Consider the following 23,272-nt stretch of genomic DNA (forward strand, 5'->3'; position numbering starts at 1 on the left):
ATGGACCAAGAAAAGCGCGCTTTGCCCCTGTCGGGTGTCACCGTGGTATCCCTCGAACAGGCGATTGCTGCGCCCTTGGCCAGCCGACATCTGGCGGATTGGGGCGCCCGCGTTATCAAGATCGAGCGGCCGGGACGCGGCGATTTCTGCAGGGATTACGACTTCGTCCTAAACGGCATGTCCAGCCAGTTCGTCTGGACCAACCGGTCGAAGGAAAGCCTGGCGCTCGACATCAAGCAGCCGCAGGACCGCGACGCGCTGGAAAGCCTGCTCGCCGGCGCCGACGTCTTTCTGCAAAACCTGGCACCAGGTGCAGCGCAGCGGCTCGGGCTGGATGCCAAGGCGCTGGTTGAGCGCTTTCCGCGCCTGATCGCCTGCGACATCTCCGGCTACGGATCGGGCGGACCGTATAGTGACAAAAAGGCCTATGACCTGCTGGTGCAATGCGAGACCGGCCTGCTCTCGATCAACGGTTCAGAAGACCATCCCGCCAAGGGCGCCATCGCCATCGCGGATATCGCCACGGGCATGTATGTGCTGAACGGCGTTCTGATGGCGCTCTATGCGCGCGAACGCACCGGGCGCGGCACCGCCTTCGAGGTGTCGCTGTTCGATGCGATGACCGAATGGATGAGCTATCCCTCGCTCTATACAGCGGGCGCAGGAAAGCCGCTGAAACGGACCGGCATGCGCCACGCCACGATCGCGCCCTACGGTCCATTTCGCGCCGGCGATGGCAAGACCGTGTTCTTCGGAATCCAGAATGAACGCGAATGGCTGTCGCTCTGTACGAATGTACTCGGCGATGCCGATCTCGCCAGCGATCCGCGATTCGTGACCAATCCGGATCGCATGACCAACCGCGATGAGCTCGAACGTCTGATCGAAAGCCGCATTGCCGGCACCACCAGCGACCAGTTGCTGGCCCAGTTAGAGGAGGCCTCGATCGCCAATGCGCGCCTCAACAGCGTTGAGGAATTTCTCGATCACCCGCAACTGCATAGTCGTCATCGCGTCGTCAATGTCGGTACGCCGCATGGCGCTGTCACCAGCTATCTCCCGGCCATCACGATCCCCGGCCTGACGCCGCAGATGGGTCCGGTCCCCGCGGTCGGGCAGCACACCGACGCGATCCTGTCCGAACTCCGAGAACGAGCCCGCTTATGACCGCCCCTCGACTGACGCGTACCTATCTTGCCGTACCGGCGCATCGCGAACGCATGGTCGAGCGCGCCGCGGGATCTACGGCGGACGCCGTGTTTCTCGATCTCGAAGACGCTGTCCCCGTCGGCGAAAAGAACGCCGCCTTGCGGACGGCGATCAATGCCATCACCCGTCTGGACTGGGGGCAGAAGACCGTCACGGTTCGCATCAATGCGATCGACAGCCCGTCCATCGCGGAGGAAGTCGAAAAACTGTCCGGCCTCGCAAGACTGGATACCGTCTTGCTACCGAAAGCGGAACGCGTGGTCGATGTGATCGGCATCGGCGAGCGGCTATCGCAGCATCGCGGCGGCCGGGACCATCCGCTGGAGCTCGAGCTCCTGATCGAAACGGCGCTCGGCGTGGTCAATGTCGATGCCCTCGCCGCTGCGCATGCGACGGTCGCCGCGCTGCATTTCGGTGTCGGCGATTTCAGCGCCTCGATCGGCGCGCGCAGCGACGAGATCGGATTGTCCCCGCGCGACTACAGGCACGTTGCCTCCGCAGCGGAGGAGCACCGGGAAACAGCGCTCGACCTGTTCGCCTATCCAATGATGCGAATTCTGATCGCCGCGCGCGCCTTCCAGCTGAGGGCGATCGACGGGCCTTTTGGCACATTCCGAGACAACCAAGGCACGCTCGGCTCTGCGGTCAAGGCGGCAAGCATGGGCTATGACGGCAAGCAGGTGATCCATCCCGACCAGATCGAGCCGACGCGGTCGGCATTCGTCCCGTCAGCCAGCGACATCGCCTCGGCGAAACGCGTCATCGAAGCGATGTGCGCCGCCGAACGGGACGGGCATGGCGCCGTGACACTGGACGGCCGGATGCTCGATCTCGCCAATGTGAGAATGGCCGAGCGCATCCTTCGCTTTGCATCATAAGGGACCAGACCCTGTCCGCTGGCGCTTGCTTCTCGCAAGCACACTGCTGCATCGTTGGATGGCTTGCAACAGCCGCTGAGGACGCGAATTGGCAGCGGTGCTATTAGACACGGCGTCATCTCGCGTACTAGGTCGGCAGAATGCCGGTCATATGCGCATCCCCGACACTCCCTCATGGAATCGCAGAGGGATCGAATGACGGCTTCGCGCCAGAAGAGGTCATCCCATGGCATGATCGTTCTTGGAGCAACTGCGGGTTAGATCTCGCGATGCATCGCATGCCAGTCGTTCGGCGCCATCGCCGTCGCATTTCAGAACACGCGAAAGAATGTTGCGATGCTGTCGAATCCGCACGCATAGGCAACTCTAGTGCTTTTAGGCTTGGCGTGAGCTAAGAGCGATCGCGCGGCGCCAAGATTTCCAATCCCTTCTTTTAGCGGACGTCTCTCGTCGCAACTACCGGTCGAGTTGGGAGCAATTCAGAGGACGCGGAGCTGCCGGCGAGAGTCGTTTCACCGACCGTTCCTCCGCTTTCTCTCGTCGCGTCGCTCACCACCGATGGAGTTCGTCACGTCATCATTGGACGATCCGTTGGTGTTGGTTCTCCCGCCAGCACTGCCGGCGACGATTCCGGTTGGAGCCGGCGATCTCGGCGGCTCCTGGAAGAGGCTATCGAAGGAGGACCTCGCACTGCCGACAGGAGACGGCGACATCGTATTGGCCGTTGGCGCGGCCGGGTTGACCACGGCGATCTGACCGGGGCTTGGCGCGAGCGAGACGTCGAACGACTTGATTGTGAAAACCGCCCCGACATAGCTCAGCGCATAGTTCGGCGAAACGCCGAGCGAGCCTAGCCGAATGGCATAGTCGCCCACCACATCACCCAGCGCGCGCTCCAGCGAGCCGGAGAAGCGGTCGCCGTTGAACAGCGTGCCGCCGGTGAGACGATAGGTCAGCGCCGGATCAAGCTCTGCGAACATCTTGCTCTGGGGATCTGCGGTGACTGTCAGCGGCGCGGCCGTCACGATCCAGACGCCACTGTTGCGGGCCGAGATCGCATAGTTCGGATTGGTCAGCGTTCCGGCTACGTCGAGCAAATAGGGATTGCCCGCGACGCCGGTCCGGCCGGTGATGCCGAACGAATTGACGAGCCCGGTCAAAACCTCAATCCCCTGACCGTTCTGCAAACCGATGGCCGACAGGCCGGGATTGAGCGGCGAACTGCCATAGACCGATGTGCCGCCATTGGCCGTGACAACAATGGAGGCTGGCGTGACGGTCCAGCTACCCGGATTGAACGCGGAGACCTGATAGTTTGGATTGGCCAGCGTGCCGAGCACGCTGAGCGCATATGGCCCATGTGCCACGCCGCTGGTCGCGGTAATGCCGAACGAGTTGCGAAGGCCCGCAAGAACGTCGACGCCCTCGTTATTCTGCAAGCCGGTGGCCGACAGACCAGGATTGAGCGGCGAGCTGCCATAGACCGATGTGCCGCCATTGGCCGAGACCACGATAGACGCCGGTGTGACGGTCCAGCTGGCGTCGTTGCGCGCCGCCACGCGATAATTCGCATTGGTCAGTGTTCCCGCCACGCTGAGCGTATACGGACCGCCAGCCACGCCCGTCGTCGGCAGGATGCCGAACGAGTTGCTCAGGCCGGTCAGGGCATCGACATCCTGACCGTTCTTCAAACCATTCGCCGAGAGGCCCGGATTGGACGGCGACTGGCCATAGACCGAGCTGCCACCATTCGCCGACACGATGATGTCCGCCGCAGTGACCGACAGCAAACCGCCGGCATAGCTGATTGTGTAATTGCCGAGGCCATTGCCGAGCGCATTGCTGGCCGTGATCCCGTAGGGCGCGCCCGTCACATTCGCCAATGCATCCGCGCCGAGGCTCGCCAGCGTCACGCCGGTCACGCGGTCGGTGCCATAAAGCGTGCCGCCGATGCTGTAACCGCTGCTGCCGAGGGCGAGCGTATCGCCATAGGTCTTGGACTGGTCGTTCGCCGTGATGGTCAGCGCCGCCTTGGTGATGTTACCGATATTGCGGCTATTGTTGACGACCAGCGTGTAGTTGCCGGCCGCGCTGCCGGTGAGGCCGCCGGAACCGAGATTGAACGAGACGGTCTTGCCGCTTCCAGCATTGGCATTGTCATAGGCGCCCGAGGTCGGCAGGTTCGTCACCGACAGCAGGCCGGAATCGCCCACCACCACATTGCTCAGCGTGAAATTGTTGGTGCCGAGCGCGGCGGTGTTGGTGCCGTCATACTGCTTCTCCACCGTGCCGGTGAGCGACAGCGTCACGGTGCGCTTGGCGATGCTGTAATCGTTCCCGACGAAACTCACCCGATAGTTCGAGGATGCGGCGAGCGAGCCCTGATTGATGGCATAGTTGCCGGCATTCTCGCCCGCGGCGCGGCCGATCGTGCCGGTGAGACTGTCGCCATTCACCAACGATCCACTGGTCACCTGCCAGGTGAGGGCGGAACCTGTGTCGCCATAGGTCTTGCCCTGACCGGCATCGGCCGCCACCGTGATCGCACGCTGCGTCACCGTCAGTTGCCCGCTCGGCAGATTGACGATGCGATAGGTCGATCCGTCATTGCTGACGGGCTGGAGCTGGGTAGGACGGTTGGTCACATACGGCGTCATGCGCAGCCACGCCACGCCATCGCCAATAGTCACGCCCATCGGAACCAGGAAGAAGTCCGACGTACCGGTGAGAACGATCGCACCATTGCCGTTGACCGTGGCGGATACGCCGTTCTGCGAGGTGAACTGATTGATGCGATCCGCGATCTGCTGCGCGGTCGAATTCCGATCCCACAGGATGTCGTTCCCGTTGTTGATCCGCATGCCGAGATATTGCGGTCCAAACCCGCCCTGGCTCGGGGCACCAGCGCCGACAGCCTGCGGCGGCAGGACGGTCATCCCCGCCGTCACGGCATAGGTACCGACGCCCGACGACTGATTGGCGGTGGTGCTCAGGGCAAGCGGAATCTTGTTCGGCGTATCGTAGTTTTTGAGGCCGTAGATCATCGCCGCCAGCGTCGTATTGGCATCGCCATACATGCGCGTGGCATTCGATGTCTCGACGACGGCGACGTGATTGGCCCAGTAGAATTCCGGATAGCGCGCGACGCCGTCCGACTGGCCCGCGCTGTTCGACGGGATCCAGACGTTGCGATAATCCCAGCCGGTATAGACGGTGCGGAACGTGTTGAGATCCTGCATCTGCGCCGTGGTCAGGCCGGTGCCGACGAAGGTCTGGCCACGATTGGGATTGAGCCAGGACGGATTCGAGACGCTGGAATCGTAATACGTATTGGTGACCGTTCCCGTCCGCCCGTTGTCGCTTACATTGCGCCCGACGACCGAGCCGACAAAGTGCACCCCATAGTTCCAGGCTCGGTCGAGCCGCCCGGTCGTATAGGAATTAATGATGGTGCCCGTGCCGTCATTGGTCGCATTGGTACCGACGAGACCGCCGATCGTGCCATTGCCGCGCACGAGGCCCGTCGCATAGGAATTGACGATCCGCCCGGGTCCGCCGTTTTCGTTCACGTTGACGCCGACGAGGCCGCCCCCTTGGCCGACAAAGGTGACGTAATCAGACTGCTGGCCAACAGCCTCGACCGCGACTGTGCTGTAGGACTCTTCGATCGTGCCGCGATTGTAGCCGACCAGGCCGCCGGCGGCCCAGTTCGAATAGACCCCGCTCGCGTCATCGCTGCGCGACGCCCATGAGCGGAAGATCGTGCCGTCGCTCACGCCAGCGATCGAGCCGGCAGATCCCCAGTCGGCTATGATCCTGCTATCGACGACGCCGAGATTCTTCACCACGCTGCCGGATGCCAGATAGGCAAACACGCCCGCATGATTGCCGTCGGTCATATTCACGAAGAGGTTTCTGATCGCGTGACCCTGGCCGTCCAATGTTCCGGTGAACGAGGCTGCCGTTTTCGCGTAGTCGGCGTACTGTCCCGACTGCGAATATCCTGTCTCCCCCAGCGTATAAACAGTCGTGTAGACCTCGCGCACTCCATTGTTCCAGACCTCATACGAATCGGACGGTCGATTCTCGCCAAATTGCAGGCGCATGAAGTACTTCGTCGTGTAACCGCTATAGCTGATCGGCGAGATCGGCGAGAAGGCGTTGCCCTTCCACATCCCGGTGGACAATTCTGCCGACGCGTTGATGTCGCGCGCAAGCTTGTAACTGGCAGCACCGTTCATATTCACCAGTTGCAACTGGTGCAGGTTCTGGATGTTGGTCGAATATTCGGCCTTCAGGAACGGACGCGTATAGCCGTCCACCATGTACCAGTGGGAGTGAAAGTTGCCTTCCTGGTATCCATTGAGATAGTTCGGGTCGTTGAAATTGCTGTAGGAGTTAAGCGAATATGGGCTGTTGTCGGAATTCGTGTTCAGCGCAGCAACATATTGAATCTGCTCCGACGTCCAGCCGCCGGGCATGTCGTGATAGGAGCGACCGAAGGCGCGGCTGGTGCCGGACGTGGCCTGATCCCAGTAAACATGCCAGATGCGTGCTGACTGGCTGTGCTGGGAATTGAAGCTTTCCATCGTATCCCAGTCGCGGAACTGGTTGCGCCCGACGATGCCACCCACATTGGTGCCGGACACCACGCCCGCGAAATACGAATCTTGAAGCGACGCGAAGCCCATCACGCTCCATTGATTTTCGCCAACAAGACCGCCGGTCCAGCTCGTGCCGTTCACGCTGGCAAGCGAATAAGTCCAGCGGACCATGGCGCCTTCGCCATTGATGCCGGCAATGCCACCTGCCGTCGCGCCGGTGACCGAGCCGGCCGAATAGGAGTCCTGGATGGTACCGTAATTGTAGCCGGCGATGCCGCCAACAACATAGCCGCGGATGGCACCGGTCGAATAGGAGCCGCCATTGATGATGCCATTATTGCGTGCCACCAGACCGCCCGCGCCCAGCGAACTGGCGATGTTGGTCACGCTCGCCGTCGAATAAACATTCGTCAGCGTGCCATTGTTCTCTGCGGCGATCGAACCGACATAGCTGGCATTGCCACTGAACGAACCGCCGATGATACCGACATTCCGGATCGTGCCATTGTTCTGGTAGAACACGCCGACATCGCCACCGCCGACCTGCCCTTCGCCGCGGCGTTGGTACATGTTCAGGATCGCATAGCCGCGGCCATCGAGCGTACCGGTGAAGCCCTGATAGGGGCGACCATCTCCAAACGCACCGATCGGATCGAAGCCGCGGCAGATGCCGCTCAGACAGGTCCAGGTCGACGTCACGCTGGCATCGATGTCCCGGCCCAGCGCGTAGGTACCGCCGAGATTGGATCTCGATTCCCTTCAATTGGTAGACATCATTCACCAGCATATACGCTGCCACGGTCGCGCCGTAGCCGCTCTGCGTGATGCTGGAATAGTTGATCGTATTGGCGTAGCTGCCGGTTGCCGCATAGGGATTGTAAAAGATTTCGACGGGCGTGGCCGTATTCACCCGCGCATTGGACGCGAAGTTGACGAGGCCGTTGTCGGAGCGGAGCGTCACCGAAGTCAGCGCACTGTTGAAGTTGGAAATGTGATCGTTGATCTGGATATTTCCGGCCGACCGCAGATTGATCGTGCCGAACGAGCCCAGCGAGTTGGTGGTGATCGCACCACCCGACGTGATCGATATATTGCCGCCGACAATGCTGCCGATCCTTCCGGCAGTGACGTCGCCCGACGCCACGATCGATGTCGAGGTCGAGGCCGCCGTCCCTGTTGCGCGAATGCTGCCTTCGAAAGTGAGCGAGCCGCCGATCACCAGCGATATATCGCGCCCAATGAGGTCGCCGGTTACCAGATTGCCGTTGTTGGTGAAGGCCACCGAACCGGGAGTAAACGGCTGCGGGTCTTCGTTCCCCCAGCCCACACTCGCTGTATCGCTCGACAGCCGGCCGACGACATTACCGGCGCTGGTCAGTGATACCGACGTGAACGTCATCGGGAGCACCAGGTTAGACACCATGATCGGCGCGGTCTGCGAGATGCTGCCGGGCGACGTCAGCCACAGCGTCCCGTTGCGGCCGGATATCGTGCCGTTGATCTGGATGTCGCGATAGGCATTGAGATACAGCGTATTGGCCGATGTCCAGGAGATCGGCGCATTGATGATGATATCGCCGGCGCCCTGCGTCTGGTTGCCCGGGCCGCTCGCGGACGATGCCGTGGTGATCAGCGTGACATTGGCCGCGCCGAGATTAGCGCCGATGGTCGCCGCCGCCGCGGAATCGATGGTCAGTGTGACCGGATCGAGCAGCCAGTCGCCGGTGCGGCCCTTCGGCGCTGACGCATCGACGCGGATGCCGGCGAAATCAAGCTGCTTGCCCGAGGTCTCAATGAGGCCGCCGTCGCCGCCATTGACACCGCCGCGCGCCGACAACGTACTGCGCACGCTGGTGAGACCGTCCGACCACAGCACGATCTTGCCGCCCTTGCCGCTGTCCAGCGCGTCGGCGCGGATCACCGTCGCCGAATCCGCCGTGACCTTGACGGCATGCTGGAAATCGCCGCGACCATAGGCATCGCCACCGATGCGAACGCCGCCGCCGCCGGCCGCGCCCGACGCGTCGATGCGCGCACCGGCCAGCGCGATCTCGGCGCCGCTGATGTCGATCTGGCCGCCTGTCTTTTTGGCAGCCACCTGATTGCGCGACTTGCCGGTCGCCGTCACACGGCCGGACACGTTGACGCGGCCACCCTCGCCGCCACCGAGCACGATGCGCCCGGCGCGGGTGCCGACCGAATTGGCGCGGATCGTGCCCGGGACGTTCACCGCATCGCGCAGGATGTTGTTCGCCGTGGCGGCGCTGAGGAACACCTGTCCGCCATCGGCACGGATCTTTCCGCTATTGGTCACCAGCGCCTTGCCGGTGCCATCGACGAGATTGCCAAGCTGGTTGGACGGTACAGCGACCGACAGGAAGCCGTCGCCGGACAGATCGAGCGTAATCATCTCGCCGGAGCCGAGACCGACCTTGCCGAGCCGCGCCGAAATGACGCCGTCATTGGCGACGCGGCCACCGAGCAACGCTGCGAAGCCGCCGTCGGACACGTTGATGCGGCCGGCATTGGTGACAACAGCCGAGGAGCCGTTACCGGTAAACTTGTATTTGCCCGATAGGAAGTCCTCGTTCCTGATGTCGAGCGTTGAGGCCGCGAAAGAGCCAGTATTGACGACACCCGTATTAGTGATCGCGATACCGTTCGGATTAACCAGCAGCACGGTGCCGGGCGCGTTGATCGTGCCGGCGATGCTGGAGGGCGTGGTACCCGTAACGCGGTTGAGGGTGGCAGCCGCCGCGCTCGGCTGGTTGAAGTTGACGGTGCCACCGGCACCGATCGAGAACGAATTCCAGTTGATGATGGCGCTGTTCGAGGATTGGTTGACGTTCAGCGTCCCGTTCGACGGCGCGGCGATACTCGCGGTGCCATGGGTCACGGTGCCTCCGCCCGGCAGCGTCTGCGCCAGTGCAATGCTGCCACTGAACACCACGCAGCCGAACACCAGCGGTGCGAAAGCCGCCCTCACGCTGCCGCGGATCGGCGTCACGTCATATGTCTGTGTCATGCCCAGCTCCTGTCACCTGCACGGGCGCCGTTGACCGGCGCTCCCGAGGTCGTCTTGTCTGCCCTGTTTAGAATTTGCCGCGCTCGATCCGCGCAATGTCGGGATCGTCGCGTTCAGCGATGTAGTTGATGATCAGCTTCGGCGGCCCCTTCGGGTCCGGCGACGTGGTCTGATTGCCTTCGCGCTGCATCTGGTATTTGACGCCATCGGCGATCAGCCGGACCGCCCCCTTCTTCTCATCCTCGCCGGCGAACAGCACAATCGTATTGTCGCCAACGGGAATGCCGGAGCGGAGCGTGTCCTTCTTCCAGACAAAGCCTGCGAGATAGCGCTCAAGACGCGTGCCGGCAGTGATCATCGCATTGGGATCGACCGGCGGCGTGGAGGCGACCTCGCCCCAGACGACATTGACCTGAATGAGCTTCTTCGACTTGTTGCCGAAGATGTAGGCGACCCGTGCAGCGCCCGGACCAGGATCGAGCGACGGCACAGCGACGGTCAGGACATTCGTGCCCTCGATGCTGTTCACGCTGCTCGCGATGTCGGTCCCCTTGACATTGAATGCCTTCGTCACGATGGCCCGCACCTCCGCCTCCGTCATGCCGAAACGGGCATCGCGGAATCCGGTGACTTCATATTTCGGTGCTTCCTGCTGCGCCCGGGCCGGCAAAACATCGACCACGCCCGCGACAATCGCGGCAACGAGGATCAACCGTGCCATCGCGCGCTTGAGCGCATGCGAAGCGGAATCACAACGAATGGAAGTGCCGAAACGATCTCTCACCTGCTCAACTCCTAAGCGATCAATTGCATCGGTTGAGCGCAGAACCGCCCCGGGCTGCGCAAACGCGGCCGATGCCCATGATACCAGCGTCTTATTAGGGGCTGGATGCAATCAGTTTCGAACACCGTGTGAACGCTCGTTCACATCGGCCATCAACGACCGTTATGGTTGATGCATGCCCAAACTATCCATGCATATATGCGCCGCGTCGCTGCAGCCTGACGATGCCAGTCGTCGGATTGCGCATGACCGACGGATGCATGCGCACTGCACGTGGGAAGTTCTGGGGCTGTCTTGATGTCTATTCGTTCGACAAAGAAATCCTTGGCGTTGATCGCAATCGCCTTGGGATCGCCGTGCAGCGGCGCGCTCGCTCAATCCCCCGCTCCCGCACCAAGCCTCGTACAACCACCCACGATTGCCACGCCGCCCGCATCGACGCGTATTACCTTGCCGCAAATCGCCGCCGGCTCAACCGTGCCGGACGCTGCCAAAAAGCTGACTTTCATCCTAACCGGGATCGACATCGAAGGCGAATTTGATGAGATCGCCATAGCGAGAAAAGAAGCCGCGGCGACGCTGCTGGGAAGGTCCGTTACGGTCGCAGATCTGTTCGGCCTTGCCGACAAGTTGCAGCAAGCCTATGTGCGCGCAGGCTACCCGCTCGTGCGCGTCGTCATCCTGCCCCAGGAACTTGATCGGCGCGCACGTGTAAAGCTGCGCGTCATTGACGGCTATGTCGAGAAATTCGATACCAGCACCCTGTCCGGAACATCGGCTGCTCGCGTTGCAGCCGTGCTGGCGCCGTTGCTCAACAAGCGACGCCTCACGCAGAGCGAACTCGAACGGCAATTGCTGATTGCGGGCGATACACCGGGTCTCGTTCTCAATGCCACTTTTGCTTCCGGCTCGGCCGTCGGCAGCTCTGTTCTGGTGCTTAGCGGCCGGTACAGGCCAGTCTCGGCGAGCCTCTATCTCGACAATGGCATGCCCAAATCCTTTGGCGAGTGGCAGGCGGCAACGTATTTCTCGCTCAACAATCTGACGGGATTTGGCGAACAGATCTCGATCTCCATCGCCGGACTGCCCGACAATGATTTCGTGACGCCCTATCCTACGCGCCGCTATCTCGGTGCAAACCTCGCCGTCCCACTCGGTATCGACGGCTGGCGGTTCGAACTCGGCGTCACCGATGGTCGCACGACCCCGCGGGTTGATGCGATATTCGCATCACAGGGTGTTTTCCGGCAAGGGCGCGCAAAACTCGCCTACGATATTGTCAAACGCCGCGACACCGAACTGAGCTTCAATGCGCGATTTGATCTCACAGAGGAACAGGTCAGCACGCTGATTACGACACCGGCCACGCCGCTATCGCTTGACCGTACGCGCGTGCCACGCGTCGGCCTCGACGGCATCCTGCGACTACGCGAAAGCGGAACCACCCTCAGCTACACGGCAACCTATTCTCACGGCATCAATGCGCTTGGGGCCCGCTCCATAGCCGATGCAACGCCGTTGCTCCCACTTTCGCGGCAAGGCGCAGACGCCGAATTCAGCAAGCTCGACGGTCGCATCGACGTCATGCAAACGCTTCCCGAGAATCTGTTTCTCTCGGCAGGACTCGCAGGCCAGACATCATTCGGTCGCCCGATGCTCACATCCGAGCAGTTTCCGATCATTGGCACCAACATGCTGTCCGGCTTCGCCGCCGGCACGCTCGCCGGCGATACAGGCTGGGTGGGACGCGGAGAGTTCGGCTGGAGCACCCAGCTCCCGTTCATCGCCGAACCGCATGCAATCGTAGCTTACGTCTTTGCAGCTACTGGCGAGCGCCGCTATGAAATGCCGACCGTATTGGAAATCCCCGTCATTCGCGCGAACAACTATGGTGGCGGTATGCGCTTCCAGCTCGCGCCGCAGGCACCCGACGCCCCGTCGCTGTCCGGCTTCGTGGAGCTGAGCGAACGACGCGCCAGCGCTTCCAGCCTCGACGGCTGGATGGTGTTCGCCGGCGGCTCGATCCGCTACTAGACTCCAGAGATGGCAACAACGGACAGATCACTTGCTTTCGGTCAGATGCCATTCCATTGATACGGCAGGAGCACAAGATGTCGGCGCCGGTCCCTTCATTTAACCGAGATTCGCAGCGCCGCGACCGGCTCCTGATCGTCGAGGACGACCCCGTGACGCGGGCCATGCTGGCCGGTTACTTCACCGATCACAACTTTGACGTCGCCGAAGCGGCAAATTGCGCTGAGTGCCGTCAGAAGATCAGGAAGAACGGCGCCGAGCTCGTTTTCATCGACGTTCAGCTTCCGGACGGCGATGGGTTCGAACTCGCGAGAGAGATCCAGAGCGTAAGCCAGGCCGGCATCATATTCGTCACGCGCCGCGATACCGAAGTTGATCGGATCCTTGGCCTCGAGGTGGCTGGCGATCACTACGTCACGAAGCCGATTAACCTGCGCGACCTGCTCGCGCGCGCTCGCTCGGTCCTCAGGCGCCGCGCGATCGAGCGTGACGCCGCGACCGCCGGCACCACGATCGTCTTCGGACGCTGGATCATCGATCTCGTGCGACGCGAACTGTCCACGCTCGGCGGCGAGCTGGTGCATCTCACGCGCGCCGAATTTGATCTGCTCGCAGCGCTGGTCGGCGCCGACGGCAGGCCGCTCAGCCGGGAGTATCTGATCGAAGTCGTCAGCAATCGGCAGACCGATGTCGATATACGTACCGTCGACGCCCTCGTTGCCAGACTCCGACGCAAACTCGCCAGCGGCAGCAACCAGCCCCTGATCACGACCGTGACGGGCATAGGTTACAAACTCATGCTCGAATCAAAGCGCTAGGCCTGTTCGGACTCTCGCAAACGTTCATTGAGCGCAGCGATAGATTCACGGCAGGTTGCCTCCAGCTGGACGGCAACAGCTTCAAGCGCATCTGCCGGCAATCGCGCCGCATCAGCCTCGATCCCGTTGCATTGGAAGAACAGACGTTCGAGACCGAGCGCACTGGCCGCACTGCCGATCCGATGCGCCAGGCGTTGCATGTGATGCCGATCCCCCATGCTGGCCGCTTCCACCATGCTCCGCGTCAGCGGAAGGCAGGTGTCAAGGAAGATGGTGCGCAGACCACGCAACCGGGGCACCCCTAGCAGTTCTTCCTGATCGTTAAAGAAATCGTCATCGATGAGAGAACCAGCGGTTAGCTCGGACGCACCAACCGGGGCGCCTGGCAGATCGTCGACACCCGCCTGCAAGGCTGATTGCAGCGCCTGTAGCGTGATCGGCTTGCCGACGCGCGCGCGGATGCCATTGGCAGTGAGCCGTCCCTGTGTGCGATCCGACAAGTCGGCTGTCAGTGCGATAATCCGTGGCGATCGATCAAGCTGCAGTTTCCGAATGAGCCTGGCCGTGGCAATGCCGTCCATCTCCGGCATATGCACATCCATGAGTACGACGTCGAAGGCACCTGAGCGAACGAGCTCCAGAGCCATGGCCCCACTCGATGCTACGACTGGCTCGTGACCGAGACGAACAAGGAGGGCATGCCCCACGTCGCGATTGACCGGATCGTCATCGACGAGCAGCACGGACAGCTTCGTCGCCGGAGGTCTCGTCTCGACAACGGCCGGCACCAGTTGCGCCCGATCGAGAGGAATGGACAGAGTAAACGTGCTTCCCTTGCCGAGTTCGCTGCGGACCGAGAGATTGCCGGCCATCAGCCGCGCCAACCGGCGGGAAATGGCGAGGCCAAGCCCCGTCCCGCCGAACCGACGCTCGATATCGCTGTCAGCCTGCACGAAGTCTTCGAAGATGCGCTCCTGAATATCCGGCGCGATTCCGATACCCGTATCCGTAACCGACAGATGGAGCATGCCGGGAGCATCCAGTGTATCGAATGCGAGATCGACCTGGACGCTACCTTGCGCGGTGAATTTGACAGCGTTGCCGAGTAAATTGAGCACCAATCGATTCAGCTTGATCGGGTCGCCGGCGACATCCGCGGCCACATCGCCTCGCATCGACAGGCTCAACGTCAATCCCTTCGCCTCCGCCTCCTCCCTCAACAGATCCAGATCTGCTTCGATCAGTTGATCCAGGCGAAAACTGCGGAATTCGAGCTTGTCGGCGCCTGCTTCGAGGCGGGCATAGTCGAGAATCGATTCGATCAGTGCGAGCAGGGTATCGCCCGAGACCTTGGCGGCCGTGAGCAAGCGGATCTGACGCTCGTCCAGGCGGCTATTATCGAGCAATTGCAGCACGCCTATCACGCCGTTGAGTGGAGTCCGCAGTTCATGACTGACGACCGCGAGGAAGCGCGACTTGGTTTCATTGGCCAGTTCGGCCGCCTGTCGCGCGTGATGCGCTTCTGCCCGTTCCTCGATCGCTTGATCGCGCGCCTGCGCGAGCTCGGTCGTCCGCGCCACAACCCGTCCTTCAAGGGTCAGATATGACTCCCGCAGGCGCTCTGCCATCCGGTTGAACTGCTCACCCAAAGTCTGCAGTTCATCGCCCGTCCGAATGACGAGTTTCTGATCGAGATCGCCGCTTCCGATGCGTTCTGCACCTTCCGTCAACGCACGGATCGGATCGGCCATACGACGGCTGAGCAACAGCGCCGCGATAAACGCACAGAACAGCGAGACAAGCAGCAGCAGCGCCGAATTGAGCATCGACGCGTAGAGCGACGCATAGGCTTCGTGAGTTGGCAGTTCAACGAGCACCTTCCAGCCGACCGGCGCGATGGATGTGTGAACCGAAAGAACGCGTTTTCCCGCCAGATCGGTGACGACGGAATCCGCATCGCTGCCTGCGCTTCCCGCGAGCGCGGACGCAACCTGCGAAAGCCCCGACAGGTCGGTGTTCTTGAGCACGAGGCGGAGATCGGGATGGGCAATCAGACGCCCCCTCGTATCGACGACGAAGGCATTGCCCTCATTGCCGACCTTGATCTGCGAGACGAGATCCCACATGAAGCGCAGATTGACATCGGCGATGATCACGCCGCCATCCGCGCCGCTCACGGCAACCGTGATATACGGCTCGGTCTCGCGGAAGAAGAAGATCGGCCCGTAATAGATGCCGCGTGCCTTCGCATCGACGAATGCGGGAGACTGCGAAAGGTCCGTATTGCTGCGGACCATGTCACGCACATAGCGCGACACGCGCAATTGCTCGCGACCTTGCGGATCGAGTTGGGCGATTTCGGAGATCGCCGGCGTCAGGCGCAGCAGGCGAATGCCGGTTATGCGCATTTCCTCCGGCGGAAGCATCTGCAGCGAGAGCTGGGATAACCAGACGAGCTGCCGCTCGATCTCCTTGAGGAACTGATCGATCTTGTCCGCCGCGGCGCTGGCCTGCTCGCGCTGCACAGCGATCAGCAGGCGCTGCTGCTCGCGATAGGAGAATATCGCGTCGATCACATTATTGGCGATCAGCGCCGCCGAAACGACCACCAGAAAGGACACGAGGTACTTGCGGAACAGACCGCCGCGCACCGGCGGTCGTGCATCGCGATCGGCGCCGATCACACTCATTCTATGATCTTGTCGGCGCGGGCCAGCAGCACCGGCGGCACCGTCAGGTTCAGTGACCTCGCGGTCTTGAGATTGATGATCAGCTGATAGGTGCGCGGCGATCGCACTGGCAGCTCCGCGGGCTTGGCGCCGCGCAAGATCAGGTCGATATATTCGACCATCGCCTCCACCAGCTCCGAGCGCTCCGACGCCGCCGATTCATACTTGAACCCGTAGGAGACCAGGCCACCTTCGGTCATGAAGAAGTGATAGGAATAGACCGCCGGGACCGCATTTGCCGCGACAGCGGATACGATCGCCTTGCGGTTGAGGACGGTGAACGCATCCGGCGTCACGACAAGCCCGCCAGCCGGCGCACCGCCAAGTCGGGTAATCTGCGCGGATATGTTGTCTGGGTCCGAAATCGGAAGCGGGATGATGTCAACGCCGAAAGATGACGCCATCTCCCTCAACGGATCGAGATAGTAGTCGCCATTGCGCGGCGCGGAGAGCGGATTGAAGATCACACCGACGCGCTTGACGCGAGGCGCAAGCTCCAGAAGAATTTCCAGCCATTTGCTCCCCATCGATGGATGGCTGGTCGTGAAGCCCGTGGCATTCCCCCCCGGGCGCACCAGGCTCTGCACAAATCCGCTGCTGACCGGATCCGCTGCCGTTGAGAAGACGAGCGGAATGGTCTGGGTCTCGCTCAGAATGGCCTGCGCATCGAGCACGCCACCCGTGATGATCAGATCCGGTGTCCGTGCCACGATCTGCTTGGCCATCGCCTTGCGTTGGACCGGATCGTTCAGACACGACAGCGCTTCATACTCGATCACACGCCCATCGACCCATCCAAGCTCGCCAAGTCGGGCCTTCATCGCTGCCAGGCGTGCAACGGTCATAGGCTCGTCATAGGCGGTGCTCAGCAGGAATGAGACGCGCCGCCGCTCGGGCGCCACCTGCGCGACGGCCAGGCGCGGAAGGGCCAAGATCGCAGCAAACACAAGAACACTTCGTCGATCGAGCGCCATAGTCTTCCGCATGAGGAATTTCCCAGCACAACAGCGAGACGTTGTACCGCGGGGAGCAGACGTCCCACTACTCGCTTTTCTCAAATATCCGAAATGGACGATCTGAGCGAGAACGATCAAAGCGCTCGCCGCCCGACGGGAGAGGGGCCTAGACGGTCAAACTCGGCAAGCGCGCCGTGCGATTACGGGAATTACATTGCTCGCTGGCTTTGCCAGCACCATCGGCTGGCCTCGGGAGCTTTGGTGCCCAGGGAGGGAATCACACGCAACCACCGACACGACGAACCGCTGTTTGTCCTCAGTATGATGGCGTGAGCGCTCGGCATTGGTGGCGTAGGTCAGATGCTCCGCTACCGTAGGAGCACCGTTTTCGATCGGAGGGCAGCCTGATTGGTGGCCATTTGAGATAACAGCCGGAGTGTATTCAGGTTGGCAATCTCCGGATTTCGCAGCGTTTTCAAGCGCTGTTCTGATATTTCCCAGCTTTTTGCTCCCTTGAGATCATTATAGAAATTCTCTTTGTCAGTATGGCAATGGCCGCATCCCGATTTGCTGCCCGCTCAGCGCATCCATGCGCAGCTCCCCATTCGCCAGGAGTGAACAGTGGATCCAACTGACCGTTTCGACGTCGATTGAACCGTGATTGCTGCCATTTCTCGTTGATCACGAAATGATGCTGCCAGATCGACAGAACTATCTGTCGATAGTTCAGGAACTCCATAGGTCCGTTACGCTGGCGATAAGCCCCTTCGATCCCAGAGCATTTAACGCGATATTGTGAACTGTCTCAGTCGGAGCACTGCAGAGTTCACCGATGACCCGGACGGACAGGTCGTCGGCCGCGCGCGACAAGGCAGTGAAGACGACACAGTTCTGCGTCATCATTCCGCAGATCAGCAGCTCGTCGGTTTGAGCCAAATGAGACGATAGTTCCGTCTCCTGGAAAGCGTCGGCGAACTGTTTGGTGACGATCGGAGCATCGGCTGCGGCAGCAAGAATCGCTGGTCGGATGGCACTGCCTGAACCGCCTGCCGCGAACAGACCGGCGTCAGCCTTCGACACGTGTCGGACGAGGACAACGTTGTCCCCTGAAGCTCTTGCCCGCGCGATGGCGGACACGATGCGGGCCTCGATTTCATCGGGCTTCCATAGTGGAAGGAGGCCACCGGCAAAATATTCGTTCTGGACGTCGATCACGAGAAGCGTGCGGGTCATAATGGGGCTCCTGAGGTTTCAGCGACCTTTACCCGCGCGCACCTGCGTCTGTCAGTGGCCCGATGGACATTTTTGGTGTAGATTGGGCCAATGCGAATCGCCGTCCTCGCCTACGATCACATCAGTCCTTTCATGCTGTCCACGCCGCTCGCGGTGTTCGGCGAACCGTTTCTGGCCAGCGGTCATCGGATCGACGTCTGCTCAAACGAGCCTCGTTTAAAGACGACAGGCGGGTTGACGATCGAAGCGGGCTATCCGTTGAAGGCGGCCCGCGAGGCCGACGTCGTGATCCTGCCGGGCTGGCGGAACGTCGACGAACCGCTGTCGTCGGATATCATCGCGGAAGTGCAAATGGCAGGCGAACGCGGGGCGATCGTCGTCGGTCTTTGCCTTGGTGCCTTTGGTCTCGCCGAAGCCGGCTTGCTCCATGGACGTCGTGCGACGACGCACTGGGCTCAAGCGAAGACGTTCGCGCTACGTTATCCCACGGTCGATGTCGATGCCGGCGCACTCTTTATCGACGAAGGGCAAATATTGACTTCGGCGGGCATCGCGTCCGGGCTGGACTGCTGTCTGCATCTGCTCGCCCGCGTGTCCGGGCTGGGCGAAGCCAACCGCGTTGCCCGTCACCTCGTCCTTGCGCCGCAACGCTCGGGCCAGCAACCGCAGGTGCTTGAGCGCCCGGCGCTCGGATCGTCCTCCGATCGGCGTGTCACCGAGATTCTGGAAGGACTGCGCGCAGATCCAACCCGGACACCGTCGCTCGACGAACTGGCGGAGCGTGCCGGCATGAGCCGCCGAAGCCTGTCGCGTCATATCCGCTCGCGGACCGGCGGCAGCCTCGGACAATGGCTGAAGCAGGTGCGTCTGTCGCGCGCCCAAGAAATGCTGACATCCGGCGTGCATGGCATCGAGGATGTCGCCCTTCGCAGCGGATTTCCAGATGCACACGCATTGCGGGCAGCATTTCGTGCCGAGCTCGGGCTTACGCCGACGCAATGGATGGCGCGGCAGAAAGTCGGCTGATCGCACGCCAATCGACCCAGAGCTGGCGATCGCAAGAGCGTCATTCCAGAGCATCAATGACACAAAGCTAGTTTCAACCTCTCAATGATGGCGGCAACATCTCGATCGTTTTCGATAACGTTCATTCGCCGAAATGAAATTCTTGTTCTTGCTGAACGAAGACCGCACTCAATCGCGGATCGCGACGTCGGTCTCTCAAGGACGCGATAGTTCTTTCTTCACCCCGCGCCATTGCGGCGTGTTTGTCCTCCGCTTGGAGCAATATCTGAAATTGCCAGAGCGAATGTTGTGGGCAAACATTCACGGCAGCTTCTGACGCCTTGCGGGCGCATCTCGATTTGCAGCGGAGACATGAAATGAGCGACAACGCGCCTCGCGTCGATGCACGCATAGCGGACGCCGTCGAGCTCGATGCAGATGTGCTGGTGCTGGGCGGCGGCCCGGCCGGCACCTGGGCGGCAATCAGCGCTGCCGGCGAAGGCACGCGCGTCGTGCTCGTTGACAAAGGCTTTTGCGGAACCTCCGGCGCCACAGCACCATCCGGCACCGGCGTTTGGTATATCGATTCATCGCCTGACAAGCGCGAGGCCGCCATGGCCAATCGCGAGAAGATGGGCGGCTATCTGCAGGATCGCCGCTGGATGTCCCGCGTCCTCGACCGCACCTACGATCAGAGCAACAGACTGGCGGAATGGGGCTATCCCTACCCGACCGATGACAGCGGCCGATCTCAGCGCAATTCGCTGCAGGGGCCGGAATACATGCGGCTGATGCGCAAGCGCACCAAGGCCGCGGGTGTCACGATCCTGGATCATAGTCCAGCGCTGGAATTATTGGTCGATGACGCCGGCGCCGTCGCTGGCGCCGCAGGACTGCAGCGCCAGAGTGGAAAGCCATGGCGCGTGCGCGCTGGTGCCGTCGTCATCGCGACGGGCGGATGCGCCTTCCTCAGCAAGACGCTGGGCTCGAACGTTCTCACCGGTGACGGATATCTGATGGCCGCCGAACTCGGCGCCGAGCTGACCAGCATGGAGTTCTCCAATCCCTATGCGATATCGAGCGCGTTCGGATCGGTGACCAAAACACTGTTCTTCGGCTGGGGCACCTTCACCTATGAGGATGGGACGCCGGTGCCGGGTGCTGCGTCGAAGGGCGGCCGCTCGGCCATCGCGCGCGCATTGCTGAAAGGTCCGGTCTACGCGCAGCTCGACAAGGCCGATGCCGACATTCAGGAGGCCATGCGCGTCTCGCAGCCGAACTTCTTCCTGCCTTATGACCGCACGGGCGTCGATCCTTTCACCCAGCGCTTTCCGGTCACGCTGCGTCTCGAAGGCACGATCCGCGGCACCGGCGGCCTGCGGATCGTCGATGACAGCTGCGCCACCACCGTGCCCGGCCTCTATGCCGCCGGCGATGCCGCGACGCGCGAGCTCATTTGCGGCGGCTTTACCGGAGGCGGCAGCCACAATGCGGCCTGGGCGATGTCATCGGGCTACTGGTCGGGCCAGGGCGCGGCACGTTACGTCAAGGGCACGCGTCGTATCCGCCGGAATGCAACGGGCGCCGGCACCGTGGGCCTGCAGGAAAGCACGCGCTCGACATTGAACGGCGCGACCCTTGCCACAGCCGTGCAGAACGAGGTCTTCCCGTATGAGATCAACTATTTCCGCGAAGCTGGGCGCCTGACTGCATCGCTCGCGCGCCTCGACACACTCTGGCACGATGCCACCAAGGCAGGCGCTGTGTCGGGCATTGACGCGGTCCGTGCGCGCGAAAGCGCCGCGATGCTGGCGACGGCACGCTGGATGTATCGCAGCGCGCTGGCGCGCAAGGAAACCCGTGGCATGCATCGGCGAGACGACTTCCCCGAGCAGGATCCGTCGCAGCGCCACTACATCACCACCGGCGGCCTCGACGAAGTCTGGACAGCTACCCGTCCGCACGCCGAAGCATCTCTTGCGGAGGCTGCAGAATGATCGAGGTCATCGATTCCGAGACTTGCACCTCCTGCAATATCTGCGTCCGCGTCTGCCCGACCAACGTATTTGACAAGACCGATGGTATACCCGTCATCGCCCGGCAGGACGACTGCCAGACCTGCTTCATGTGCGAACTCTACTGTCCGGAAGACTCGCTCTACGTCTCGCCCTTCGCGGACGAGCCGGTAAGCCTCGCAGCTGCGGAGCTCAAGCAGTCCGACGCACTCGGCAGTTATCGACGCGCCGTCGGCTGGACCAAGGAAACGCGGGACCAACGCGGCATCGATCGCAGCTATCGGCTCTTCGGCCCCTGACAATACCCGACGGTGTCGGACGCATCGCGCGTCCCGGAGCTTCGCATGAACGTCAGATCCGTGGCCGTCGATCGTGTCGTTGATCGCTTGCCCGCCGTTCGCCGCATCTGGAAGGCGCGCGCGGTCGGCCATCGGCTGCTGCCGCTTGCCATTCCGCTGGTCGTCCTCATCGCATGGCAATGCGCGGCATCGCTGCGGCTCCTGCCGGTGCAGATCCTGCCGCCACCGATGCTCGTGGCGACCACCGCCATCGACCTGATCCGCGGCGGCGAGATCGTTGACGGGCTTCGCATCAGCCTGTGGCGGATCGGAATCGGCTTCGCCATCGGCGCCGGTAGCGGCCTCGTCTTCGGTGCGCTGCTCGGCCTGTCGCGCACTGTCGAGGCCTATTGCGGACTGACCTTCAGGCTGCTCGCGCAAATTCCGTCGCTCGGCTGGCTGCCGATCCTGCTGCTGATCTTTGGTCTCGATGAGACGCTCAAATTCGCTCTCATCGCAAAGGCGAGTTTTGTCCCGACCGTCATCGCGACGTCCGAAAGCGTCAAACAGATCCCTGCTCCGTTTCGCGAGGTTGCACGCGTGTTGCAGCTGCCGGCGCGATCCTATCTGCGTCGCCTCGTTTTGCCCGCAACCGTTCCCGGCATTTTCGGCGGCCTGCGCACGGCCTTGAGCCATGCATGGATCGCGCTCATCGTGGTCGAGATGCTCGCCGCCACTGAAGGTGTCGGCTACACGATGGTATGGGGACGCACCCTGTTTCAGATCGACATCGTCATCGTCGGCATGGTGGTAATCGGTCTGATCGGCCTCGCCATGGACACCGGCCTTGCGCGCATCGAGCAGCGATTGCAGCGCTGGGAGTCGCGCCCATGAGTGGCGCGACGCCTTCCGAAGCTCTGCGAGCGACGCGCAGCGGTGCATTGCCGTGGTCGCGCGGTCTGGTATTGCCGCTCGCCCTTGCATTCGGCTGGGCATGGTCGGTACATGCCGGCTGGCTGTCGGGCCCGCTCGCCATCCAGCCCGAACGGATCCTGCTCGCACCGTTCGACGATGCGGCAGGCCGAGAGATCTGGCGGTCCATTGGGGCTAGCGTGCTGCGTTATGCTGGCGGCACCGGCATCGGTATCGTGCTGGGTCTCGCACTTGGCACTGCGATGGGTCTGTCCTCCACCGTCGCGCGGGCGAGCGGTGGCTCCTTCCATGCGTTGCGCCAGATCACGCTGTTCGCATGGATTCCGCTGCTCACCGCCTGGTTCGGCAACGGCGAGGCCAGCAAGATCGTCTATATCGCTCTGTCCGCCTTCTTCCCGGTCGCGCTGAACACCGCCAGCGGCCTTCGCAACGTGCCGATATCCTATCGCGAAGTGTCGCGCGTGCTCGGCCTGTCGCGCCGGCAGGAAATCCGCCGCGTGCTGCTTCCCGCCGCCCTTCCGGTCATCATCATCGGCATCGAGATCGCACTGATCAGCGCGTGGATCGGCACCGTCGGCGCAGAATATGCGATCGGCAACGGACGCGGCATCGGCACCTTCGTCTCCGAAGGACGCGAACAGTTTCGCATGGACATCGTGATCGTCGGCGTCGCAGCACTCGCAGCCACCGGCTATCTCGCGACACGCCTGTGCCGCCGGCTGTCGTCGCTGGCCTTGATGCGCGCCTCCGGCCTGACGTGATGGAAAACGC

At 62.0% G+C, this 23,272-nt stretch carries 15 protein-coding genes; 9 read left to right on the forward strand and 6 right to left on the reverse strand.

What is annotated here, in order from left to right; translation table 11 throughout:
* Together RSO67_RS10345 and RSO67_RS10350 are read left to right on the forward strand one after the other, a co-directional pair.
* Positions 1–1,167 carry a CaiB/BaiF CoA-transferase family protein gene (locus RSO67_RS10345; RefSeq protein ID WP_315843403.1) on the forward strand — a complete coding sequence of 389 codons (1,167 nt, stop codon included), beginning with the start codon at positions 1–3 and terminating at the stop codon, positions 1,165–1,167.
* Positions 1,164–2,087, forward strand: a complete 924-nt coding sequence (locus RSO67_RS10350; protein ID WP_315843404.1) for a CoA ester lyase — start codon at positions 1,164–1,166, stop codon at positions 2,085–2,087. The genes RSO67_RS10345 and RSO67_RS10350 overlap by 4 nt, the downstream gene beginning before the upstream one ends.
* Positions 2,088–2,599: 512 nt before the next feature.
* Here the strand turns inward: RSO67_RS10350 and RSO67_RS10355 are convergent.
* The 3 genes from RSO67_RS10355 to RSO67_RS10365 form a co-directional block, all read right to left on the reverse strand.
* A complete protein-coding gene (locus RSO67_RS10355; RefSeq protein ID WP_315844216.1) occupies positions 2,600–6,862 on the reverse strand; it encodes a beta strand repeat-containing protein in 4,263 nt (1,420 codons plus the stop codon).
* 163 nt (positions 6,863–7,025) lie between these two features.
* On the reverse strand, positions 7,026–9,716 hold the full coding sequence (locus RSO67_RS10360; protein WP_315843405.1) for a filamentous hemagglutinin N-terminal domain-containing protein: 2,691 nt from the start codon (positions 9,714–9,716) through the stop codon (positions 7,026–7,028).
* A 67-nt stretch (positions 9,717–9,783) separates the two neighbouring features.
* Positions 9,784–10,437 (reverse strand): hypothetical protein, encoded by a 654-nt coding sequence (locus RSO67_RS10365; RefSeq protein WP_120293213.1) that lies wholly within the window; start codon positions 10,435–10,437, stop codon positions 9,784–9,786.
* Between the two features lie 387 nt (positions 10,438–10,824).
* Here RSO67_RS10365 and RSO67_RS10370 point away from each other — a divergent pair, with 387 nt between their 5' ends.
* Both RSO67_RS10370 and RSO67_RS10375 read left to right on the forward strand, forming a co-directional pair.
* Positions 10,825–12,534, forward strand: coding sequence for a ShlB/FhaC/HecB family hemolysin secretion/activation protein (locus RSO67_RS10370; RefSeq protein ID WP_315843406.1), 1,710 nt, complete (start codon positions 10,825–10,827; stop codon positions 12,532–12,534).
* 77 nt (positions 12,535–12,611) lie between these two features.
* The gene (locus RSO67_RS10375; protein ID WP_093756926.1) at positions 12,612–13,352 is read left to right on the forward strand and encodes a response regulator transcription factor; all 741 of its coding nucleotides are present in this window, start codon (positions 12,612–12,614) and stop codon (positions 13,350–13,352) included.
* On the opposite strand, the gene RSO67_RS10380 is transcribed toward RSO67_RS10375, so the two are convergent.
* The 3 genes from RSO67_RS10380 to RSO67_RS10390 form a co-directional block, all read right to left on the reverse strand.
* Positions 13,349–16,042, reverse strand: a complete 2,694-nt coding sequence (locus tag RSO67_RS10380) for a hybrid sensor histidine kinase/response regulator (RefSeq protein ID WP_315843407.1) — start codon at positions 16,040–16,042, stop codon at positions 13,349–13,351. The genes RSO67_RS10375 and RSO67_RS10380 overlap by 4 nt on opposite strands.
* Positions 16,039–17,067: an ABC transporter substrate-binding protein gene (locus RSO67_RS10385; RefSeq protein WP_315843408.1), complete on the reverse strand. Its 1,029-nt coding sequence runs from the start codon at positions 17,065–17,067 to the stop codon at positions 16,039–16,041. The genes RSO67_RS10380 and RSO67_RS10385 overlap by 4 nt, the downstream gene beginning before the upstream one ends.
* Positions 17,068–17,763: 696 nt before the next feature.
* Positions 17,764–18,270, reverse strand: coding sequence for a cysteine hydrolase family protein (locus RSO67_RS10390; RefSeq protein ID WP_315843409.1), 507 nt, complete (start codon positions 18,268–18,270; stop codon positions 17,764–17,766).
* Positions 18,271–18,360: 90 nt separating this feature from the next.
* On the opposite strand from RSO67_RS10390, the gene RSO67_RS10395 reads away from it, so the two are divergent.
* The 5 genes from RSO67_RS10395 (at position 18,361) to RSO67_RS10415 (ending at position 23,262) form a co-directional block, all read left to right on the forward strand.
* Positions 18,361–19,296, forward strand: a complete 936-nt coding sequence (locus tag RSO67_RS10395; RefSeq protein ID WP_315843410.1) for a GlxA family transcriptional regulator — start codon at positions 18,361–18,363, stop codon at positions 19,294–19,296.
* 356 nt (positions 19,297–19,652) lie between these two features.
* Positions 19,653–21,272: an FAD-binding protein gene (locus RSO67_RS10400; RefSeq protein WP_315843411.1), complete on the forward strand. Its 1,620-nt coding sequence runs from the start codon at positions 19,653–19,655 to the stop codon at positions 21,270–21,272.
* Complete coding sequence (locus RSO67_RS10405) at positions 21,269–21,589, forward strand: ferredoxin family protein (protein WP_315843412.1); 321 nt, start codon at positions 21,269–21,271, stop codon at positions 21,587–21,589. The genes RSO67_RS10400 and RSO67_RS10405 overlap by 4 nt, the downstream gene beginning before the upstream one ends.
* Before the next feature lie 45 nt (positions 21,590–21,634).
* Positions 21,635–22,462 carry an ABC transporter permease gene (locus RSO67_RS10410; RefSeq protein WP_315843413.1) on the forward strand — a complete coding sequence of 276 codons (828 nt, stop codon included), beginning with the start codon at positions 21,635–21,637 and terminating at the stop codon, positions 22,460–22,462.
* On the forward strand, positions 22,459–23,262 hold the full coding sequence (locus RSO67_RS10415) for an ABC transporter permease (protein ID WP_315843414.1): 804 nt from the start codon (positions 22,459–22,461) through the stop codon (positions 23,260–23,262). The genes RSO67_RS10410 and RSO67_RS10415 overlap by 4 nt, the downstream gene beginning before the upstream one ends.
* Positions 23,263–23,272: the final 10 nt, after the last annotated feature.

Origin of the sequence: Tardiphaga sp. 709, from assembly GCF_032401055.1 — a bacterium.
GTDB lineage: Bacteria > Pseudomonadota > Alphaproteobacteria > Rhizobiales > Xanthobacteraceae > Tardiphaga.

Bases quoted from the DNA above. Each gene is read 5' to 3' on its own strand.
- RSO67_RS10345 (WP_315843403.1), top strand. From the start codon at position 1: ATGGACCAAGAAAAGCGCGCTTTGCCCCTGTCGGGTGTCACCGTGGTA.
- RSO67_RS10350 (WP_315843404.1), top strand. From the start codon at position 1,164: ATGACCGCCCCTCGACTGACGCGTACCTATCTTGCCGTACCGGCGCAT.
- RSO67_RS10355 (WP_315844216.1), bottom strand. From the start codon at position 6,862: ATGGTCCGCTGGACTTATTCGCTTGCCAGCGTGAACGGCACGAGCTGG.
- RSO67_RS10360 (WP_315843405.1), bottom strand. From the start codon at position 9,716: ATGACACAGACATATGACGTGACGCCGATCCGCGGCAGCGTGAGGGCG.
- RSO67_RS10365 (WP_120293213.1), bottom strand. From the start codon at position 10,437: ATGGCACGGTTGATCCTCGTTGCCGCGATTGTCGCGGGCGTGGTCGAT.
- RSO67_RS10375 (WP_093756926.1), top strand. From the start codon at position 12,612: ATGTCGGCGCCGGTCCCTTCATTTAACCGAGATTCGCAGCGCCGCGAC.
- RSO67_RS10380 (WP_315843407.1), bottom strand. From the start codon at position 16,042: ATGAGTGTGATCGGCGCCGATCGCGATGCACGACCGCCGGTGCGCGGC.
- RSO67_RS10385 (WP_315843408.1), bottom strand. From the start codon at position 17,067: ATGCGGAAGACTATGGCGCTCGATCGACGAAGTGTTCTTGTGTTTGCT.
- RSO67_RS10390 (WP_315843409.1), bottom strand. From the start codon at position 18,270: ATGACCCGCACGCTTCTCGTGATCGACGTCCAGAACGAATATTTTGCC.
- RSO67_RS10395 (WP_315843410.1), top strand. From the start codon at position 18,361: ATGCGAATCGCCGTCCTCGCCTACGATCACATCAGTCCTTTCATGCTG.
- RSO67_RS10400 (WP_315843411.1), top strand. From the start codon at position 19,653: ATGAGCGACAACGCGCCTCGCGTCGATGCACGCATAGCGGACGCCGTC.
- RSO67_RS10405 (WP_315843412.1), top strand. From the start codon at position 21,269: ATGATCGAGGTCATCGATTCCGAGACTTGCACCTCCTGCAATATCTGC.
- RSO67_RS10410 (WP_315843413.1), top strand. From the start codon at position 21,635: ATGAACGTCAGATCCGTGGCCGTCGATCGTGTCGTTGATCGCTTGCCC.
- RSO67_RS10415 (WP_315843414.1), top strand. From the start codon at position 22,459: ATGAGTGGCGCGACGCCTTCCGAAGCTCTGCGAGCGACGCGCAGCGGT.